This window comes from Bradyrhizobium sp. (genome assembly GCF_049691595.1).
Classification (GTDB): domain Bacteria; phylum Pseudomonadota; class Alphaproteobacteria; order Rhizobiales; family Xanthobacteraceae; genus Bradyrhizobium.
The window spans coordinates 25,792-32,378 of record NZ_JBAVNZ010000079.1; the positions used below are offsets into that span (position 1 = coordinate 25,792).

Annotated in this window: 6 protein-coding genes; 1 reads left to right on the forward strand and 5 read right to left on the reverse strand. The window is 62.2% G+C overall.

The window, feature by feature from the left end:
* Positions 1 to 5 precede the first annotated feature (5 nt).
* The 3 genes from WCE35_RS03950 to WCE35_RS03960 are packed head-to-tail and all read right to left on the reverse strand — an operon-like array spanning position 6 to position 3,973.
* Positions 6 to 1,598, reverse strand: coding sequence for an ATP-binding protein (locus WCE35_RS03950; protein ID WP_424592035.1), 1,593 nt, complete (start codon positions 1,596 to 1,598; stop codon positions 6 to 8).
* On the reverse strand, positions 1,595 to 2,299 hold the full coding sequence (locus tag WCE35_RS03955) for a response regulator (protein WP_424592036.1): 705 nt from the start codon (positions 2,297 to 2,299) through the stop codon (positions 1,595 to 1,597). The genes WCE35_RS03950 and WCE35_RS03955 overlap by 4 nt, the downstream gene beginning before the upstream one ends.
* Positions 2,300 to 2,335: 36 nt before the next feature.
* Positions 2,336 to 3,973, reverse strand: coding sequence for a DUF4173 domain-containing protein (locus WCE35_RS03960; RefSeq protein ID WP_424592037.1), 1,638 nt, complete (start codon positions 3,971 to 3,973; stop codon positions 2,336 to 2,338).
* A gap of 139 nt (positions 3,974 to 4,112) precedes the next feature.
* Here WCE35_RS03960 and WCE35_RS03965 point away from each other — a divergent pair, with 139 nt between their 5' ends.
* Positions 4,113 to 5,417, forward strand: coding sequence for a glycoside hydrolase family 3 N-terminal domain-containing protein (locus tag WCE35_RS03965; RefSeq protein WP_424592038.1), 1,305 nt, complete (start codon positions 4,113 to 4,115; stop codon positions 5,415 to 5,417).
* Positions 5,418 to 5,546: 129 nt separating this feature from the next.
* Here the strand turns inward: WCE35_RS03965 and WCE35_RS03970 are convergent, their stop codons facing one another.
* Together WCE35_RS03970 and WCE35_RS03975 are read right to left on the reverse strand one after the other, a co-directional pair.
* Complete coding sequence (locus tag WCE35_RS03970; protein ID WP_424592039.1) at positions 5,547 to 5,822, reverse strand: hypothetical protein; 276 nt, start codon at positions 5,820 to 5,822, stop codon at positions 5,547 to 5,549.
* A 173-nt stretch (positions 5,823 to 5,995) separates the two neighbouring features.
* Positions 5,996 to 6,587 (reverse strand): S24 family peptidase (locus WCE35_RS03975; RefSeq protein WP_424592040.1); only part of this gene is annotated, 592 nt, incomplete at its 5' end.

The following is a 6,587-nucleotide window of genomic DNA, read 5'->3' on the forward strand; positions in this document are numbered from 1 at the left end:
AAGCCTCAGCCGGCCGGAAACTGAAGCTCGAAGGCGACGCCTTTGTCCGACGGCAGCAGCCGGATCGATCCGCCATGGCTGGTCATGACGGCCTGCACGATCGCCAGCCCCATTCCGGTGCCGCCGGTGTCGCGGCGCGTGGTGAAGAAGGCGTCGAAGATCTTCTCCCGGTTCGGTTCGGAGATCGGGTCGCCGTCATTGCTCACGGTCATCCGCACGGTGGCATCTTCACCGATGGCCTCCAGCCGCACATTTCTCGCATTGTGACGGATGGCATTGTCGGTCAGATGCGACAGCACGATCAGCGCCTTCTCGCTGGACATGCCGATCGATCGTTCGAGGCAGCCGCTGGCGTCGATCGTGCGGGTCGGGAACCGGCTTTTCAGTCCGCCGACAACCAGCCCTAATTCGGTGCGCTCGTTTTGCGGCGCGGTTTCGGCGCGGGCGAGTTCGCGCAGCCGCTGGGTCATTGCTTCGAGGCGCTCGGTGTCGCCCAGAATATTCGACACGAAATTCTTCTGCTCCATCCGCGTGAGATTGTCGGATTTGCCCTGCAGTGAATCCAGCAACAGTTCGGCCGCGCCCTTGATCGAGGTCAGCGGCGATTTCAGTTCATGGGTGAGGTGTGCCGAGAAGGTAGCGATGTAGTCCGATCGACGCGACAATTGCCGGGCCATGTCGAGGAAACTGTGCGCGAGCTGGGCGAACTCACGCGTGCCGTGATGGCGCAGCGGCTGAAATGCATCGCGGTCGCCGTGGCCGATGCGCGCGGCGCGGTCGATCAATTCGCGCATCGGCCGGGTGATGGTCCGGGAAAACACCAGACCGATGACGATCACTGCCGCAATGACGGTCAGTCCCGCCAGGATGAACTTGCCACGCTCCTGATAGAGATGCTCGAAGATATTGCTCGGCGTTCGCGACGTATAAATCACGCCGGCCACCCGGTTGTTGACGATCACCGGCATCGCCGAAAACACGTGCACGCCGACGCCGCGGCTGATGGAATAGATCGGCGGCGGAGGCTTGTCCGGCACGCGAATCCGCAAGGCGGCGCGGTATTGCCCCTGCAGGGCGGTGGCGACTTCCTCGATATGCGCAAGGGATTGTCCGACTTCACTGCGCCCGGCAATCACGACGCCGCGTGGATCGAGAATCCGGAAACCGGCCAGCGTGACCTTCTGGGTTTCCAGGATGATCGGCATCAGAAGCGCACCGATCGCGACATAGGCCGGGTCGGAAGGCGCGCTTGCCGGGAGCGCATAGGGGCGCCGCCGGAGCAGGTCGTCGCCGGCGAGATCGAGCGCGGGCCGGATCGGTGCGACCCGGTCTTCCGGATCCGGGCGCGCGCCGGCAGGAATTTCAGCGCCAAGGGGGATTCCGGTATCGAGACGGGCCTCGACCTCGCGGGCAAAGACGGCCGCGAGTACCCGGCTCTGGGCGATCAGCTCGGCCTGGGTCTGATGGATGAGCTGGTTGTCATAGAGGCGGAAAAAGAACAGCCCGACCAGGGGCAGCGCCGCCACTGAAGCCAGCACGGTAAAGATGACCAGCCCGATCGACGGCCGCCATTTATCGCGCCTGCGTTGGCCGTTCATGCCTGCGGCTCGCATCGGCCGAGCCTGAAGCCGACCCCGTGGATCGTCTCGATGACATTGTCGCAGTTCACCGCGGAAAGCTTGGCGCGGATATTGCGAATATGGCTGTCGATGGTTCGGTCCGAAACCTGGATATTGAGCTGATAGGCCGCCGTCATGATCTGCTCCCGGCTGAAGACCGCCGCCGGTCGCGCCAGGAAGGCGCGCAGGATCCCGAACTCGATCGCCGTGAGCCGAAGCGGCGTGCCGGCAAACGCCGCGACGTGCTGCTCCGGATCGATCGCAAGGCTGCCTCGGGCAAGCGCGGTCGGAGGAGTCCTGCCCTCCGTTCCGCGCGCGGAGATGCGACGCAGGATGACGTTGACCCGCGCGACAAGCTCGCGCGGGCTGAACGGTTTGGTGACATAATCGTCGCCGCCGATCTCGAGGCCCAGCACACGGTCGATTTCATCATCGCGTGCCGAAAGAAACAGGATCGGAACGTCGGAGAATTTTCGAATCTCCCGGCAGACGTCCAGCCCATCGAATTCCGGCATGCCGATATCGAGAATGATCAGGTCTGGCTTGTCGCTGGCAAACCGGATCAGTGCCTCCCTGCCGTCGCGCGCCTCGGCCACGGTCATGCCGGCTTTCTTGAGGGCAACGCGAATGACCTCGCGAATATGCAGCTCATCGTCAACGATCAGGATGCGGTGCGTCAAACATCTCTCCGGGTCGAATTCGTCGCTAGCCCGTCGCTAACTCGTTTGCCGAGCGCTCATATAACGCTGGAGCCGCCAGCCGCGGAAGCCCCAGGTGCGCCAGGCGGCCATGTCCCGCTGTTGCTGTTTTACAAGCCAGGCATGGCGGGAAACAAGATAGGGATCCGAGCCGCGAATCTGAATCGCCTTGTCGATGGCCGGCAAAGCCTGCGGGCCCAGATCGGCCAGATAGTTGATGTCGATCTGCACGCCCTTGCCTGAGGCCTCGCGGCTGTGGGTGACATTATAGTCCGCGATGATTGCGGCGAAGTTGATCAGCGAGCAGACATAGAGCACCGCGGTCAGGGTGATCAGGTTCGCGCGGATCAGCCACAGGTTGGGGCGCGCCAACGCAATCCGGGCGACGATCAGCAGGAGGCCGAATCCGACCAGCAGCATCCAGATGAAGGCCGCGACGCGCCAGTATGTCAGCAGGTAGATCTGCACATAGAGATCGAGGCGAACAATGGAGGAGGCAACCATGAGGATGTTCTGCGCCACCCACAGATAGACCAGCGGCCGGATCACCTTGGATCGCTCGGCCGGACCGCCCGGACGCATCGCTGCCAGGACGAAGCCCGCGGCGAGCAGCGCCGTCAAGATCAGTGGATAGGCGCCGCGATGCGCATAAGAGGCATAGGTCATGTCGGCGGGGAGAGTCGCGTTGCCCCAGAGATAGATCGCGTCAAGAATGGTCTGGACCGCGAACAACAAGTTGAACAGGATCAGCGAACGCTGGATGGTGGCGACGCCAAAGAAATCGCCAAACTCCGACGATGTCTCCGGTTCGCGAGAAACAGGTTCGGCCAAATCCGGGGCAATCGCGGGCTTGATGCGCCATCGAGTCTGAATGAACGGCCAGACCAGAGATAACGCCACGATCCAGAACAGCAGCCGCCCGATCCTGAGATAGGACGCGGCGCGGTCCGGGTTGATCTGCCTGATCCATTTCTCGATCAGCGGGTTGGCCGATACGAACAGCAAGGCGAAAATACTCCCGAGGACGACCGGCACGAGCCATCGGGTGAAGCCGCTGGTTATCGCCGGGAGATTGAACACGGCGAGCGCGTCCCGAAAGAACCTGAACGGGCCGGTCAGAAACAGATTGCACAGGGCCGCTGCACGTTGCCCGAGACCGTTCAGACCCGGATTGGTCACGCGCAAGAGGCCAACGCCGAGCGTCAGCAAAACCAAGGCCAGCGAAGCCGGGTTGACCTCCTCGAGCGCCGGCACAAGGCCGGCAAGCAAAACGAGGCCCGCCGGCGCTATCTGCCTTCTGTCCAGGCCGGCAAGATTCGCAACCAGCGAGCCGCAGGCCAGTGCGAGCGCAAAAACCACAACGGATATTCCAGCTCTCTGATCGTAGAACAGCCAATCGGCCAGAGCCGCCAGAGCGAAAGCAATCGCCAGTTTGACCGGTAGCAAGGATTGCCGGGCGGGGCGGATACCGGGCGTCGTCTGGGCGAAGCTCATCATGTCGAGGTTTCCTCTGCGGATGCCATGGGAGAAGGTTCGGGTTGGCGATACCGATGGGCGCTCACTGAGCCACCATCCGTCGTTCGCTAATCGTGTGGGAATGGGCATTCGATGGCCGCCTGCGGGTTTGCGGGGCGAATGTGAATCGCCGTGGTGCAAATGGCGGGAAGGTTGTCTGCAAGAGTTCAGGATTTTTATGCAGATTTGATGCAGGTCGGCTTATGCGCTCGCGTTCGCGAAGCAGGCTTGATACCGGCGGTGATCTCGCCCTGTCACACGCAAGCTCTCATCATCCGCCATGTCGATCATCAAACGTGCTGGAATTGTCCTGCTCTGGCCGGTCGGACTGTTTCTTGTCCTTGCCGGCGCCAACAACAACGATCCCTATCTGATTGCGCTGCGTGGAACCGGAAACTTCGTTCTTGTCGCGGCGAGCTTCGCCGTTGTCACTGTCCTGATCGGCCGGGGTTACTGGAGCAGGCGACGGTTCGCGGGAAAAATGCTGATTTTGCTGTGGTGCCTGCCGTCGCTGGCGATGCTGTGCGCGCATCTCTCCTATGAAGCCCGCAAGCGGGCGGTGCTGCGAACCGAGGCTACGCAGGCGCTCCGCCTGGGACGGCATTTCGTCGTGGGCTACGCGTCATTTTCCGAGGTCGCGACGTTGGCCGAAAAGGGGCTGATTGCCGGCATCTACATCACCAGGCACAATGTCGCGGGAAGAACGGCGGAGGCCTTGAAGTCTGAAATCGCGGCACTTCAGGACAGGCGACGGGCTGCCGCCTTGCCGCCCCTCATCGTCGCGGCCGATCAGGAAGGCGGCATCGTCTCTCATCTCGCGCCGCCCTTGACCAGATTGCCGTCGCTGTCCACCCTGGCAGAACTCACGCCCGAACTTCGCGCCGAGAAGGCCGAAGGGTTTGGGCGGCTCCACGGGCAGGAACTGGCCGCGCTCGGCGTCAATCTGAATTTCGCGCCGGTACTGGATTTGATGCCCGAGGCAAGGCGCGCCCGATTTGATTTCAACACGCTGATCCGTCAGCGCGCGATCTCCAGTGACCCCGCCATGGTCAGCGCGATCGCCCTGCCTTATGTCCGGGGTCTCGAGGCGTCCGGCGTTGGCGCCGTCATCAAGCATTTTCCCGGATTGGGACGGGTGAGTGCCGATACCCACCATTTCAATGCCGAACTCGACGCGCCGCTCGGGGAATTGGAAGCATCCGACTGGCGTCCCTTCCGGGATCTGCTGGCGGCTTCGAAAGCGCAACTGATGATCGGGCACGTTACGCTGACGGCAGCCGACCCCGACCGTCCCGCATCGCATTCAAGACGCATCGTCGACGGGATTATTCGAAAGCAATGGAACTATCAGGGCGTCATCATCACTGACGATCTGGTGATGGGCGCGATCTATCAACACAACGTCTGCACGGCGGTGGTCGAGGCGCTCGGCGCCGGCGTGGATCTGCTGCTGGTCGCCTACGATGGCGCGCAGTTCTATCGCGTCTTTGCCTGCGCCTTGCAGGCATACGGCCTGCAACAGCTCGATCCTGCAATGCTGCGCGAGAGTGAGGCCAGGCTGAAGCGGGCATTCCCGATGGATTGAGCGTCGGTCATCGGGCCGGAGACGCTTGTAACCGGCCGCACGAGAACGCGTCGCGCAGATCATCCAGACGATCTGAAGCAGGATCATCCGCCTTGTCGCCCCCAGCATGATTGTAAGCCTGACGACCGGTCAAGCCGGTTCGTGCTTGCGCAGGTCGCGAATGTGATCGAACTGACTGGCCTGCAGACCGGCGCTGGTCGCGCCGATGTCGGGAACGGCGGCCTCGCTGAGAATATCGGCGGTGATGTCCTCGACCGCGGAATCGATGATTTCGTGGATGAAGCTGATGTTCCTGTATTCGCCCGATGCGACCCGCGAGATCACCTCGCGCCTCGTGATCTCAGGGTCGACAATGGCTTCGCGACCGCGCCGGCCGTAATCGATCATCACGACAAAATACTGCATGCTGGCCATCCGGCTTGTGTTCCGGGTTCGATCGAATCGGACAGTGCCATTATTTCTGAAAATCAGAAAAAAGTCAAGCAGCAATTCTGAAAAACGGAAATTATGCGGCTGGGGGGACTTTGGCGTCAGGCCACCGGCCGAATCAGCCGGCCACCGGCATTTGGCGCGCGCCGCTATTTCTCCGGCGTGCGGCCGCCTTGCGTCTTGACCTGCTTGCGCGTTCGCGCCGCGGCCTTGGTCCGCAGACGCTCGATCTGGCCCCGGGGCAGGGTGACGCAGATCTCGCCGATCCATTCCAGCTTCACCCCGCTGATCGGCTTGGCGTTGAAGCTGGTCAGGTTGACCAGCGCCGCCGACTTTCCGCGTTCGATCGTCTTCAAATAGCGCTCACCGGTCTTCAGGCGAACCGCGGCCTCTTCGCCATAGAAGCTCGACAGCGGATGGCGCTGCTCGCGATAGACCACGATAATATCGCCATTTTCATACTTCGGCAGCATGGAATCGCCGGATACTTCGAAGGCGATGGTCTCTTCGGAAATCGGGAAAGGCAGTTGCACTTCGCCGAGGCCTTCCGGCGGCACCTGCTCGTGTTCGGGCTCGATCGAGGCGCCGGCGCCGACGCGGCCCATGATCGGCACCGAGTTCAGCTCAAGATACTCCATGATCGGCGCGATTTCCGACGCCTTGATCAGCCGAATCCCCGACAGGATCTCGGAGACTGCGCCGGGGCGAACGCCCATGGTGGTGGCAAGACCGCCCTTGGTC

Excerpts from the sequence above, each read along its gene's own strand:
- WCE35_RS03970 (WP_424592039.1), bottom strand. The coding sequence starts at position 5,822 with ATGCAGTATTTTGTCGTGATGATCGATTACGGCCGGCGCGGTCGCGAA.
- WCE35_RS03950 (WP_424592035.1), bottom strand. The coding sequence starts at position 1,598 with ATGAACGGCCAACGCAGGCGCGATAAATGGCGGCCGTCGATCGGGCTG.
- WCE35_RS03965 (WP_424592038.1), top strand. The coding sequence starts at position 4,113 with ATGTCGATCATCAAACGTGCTGGAATTGTCCTGCTCTGGCCGGTCGGA.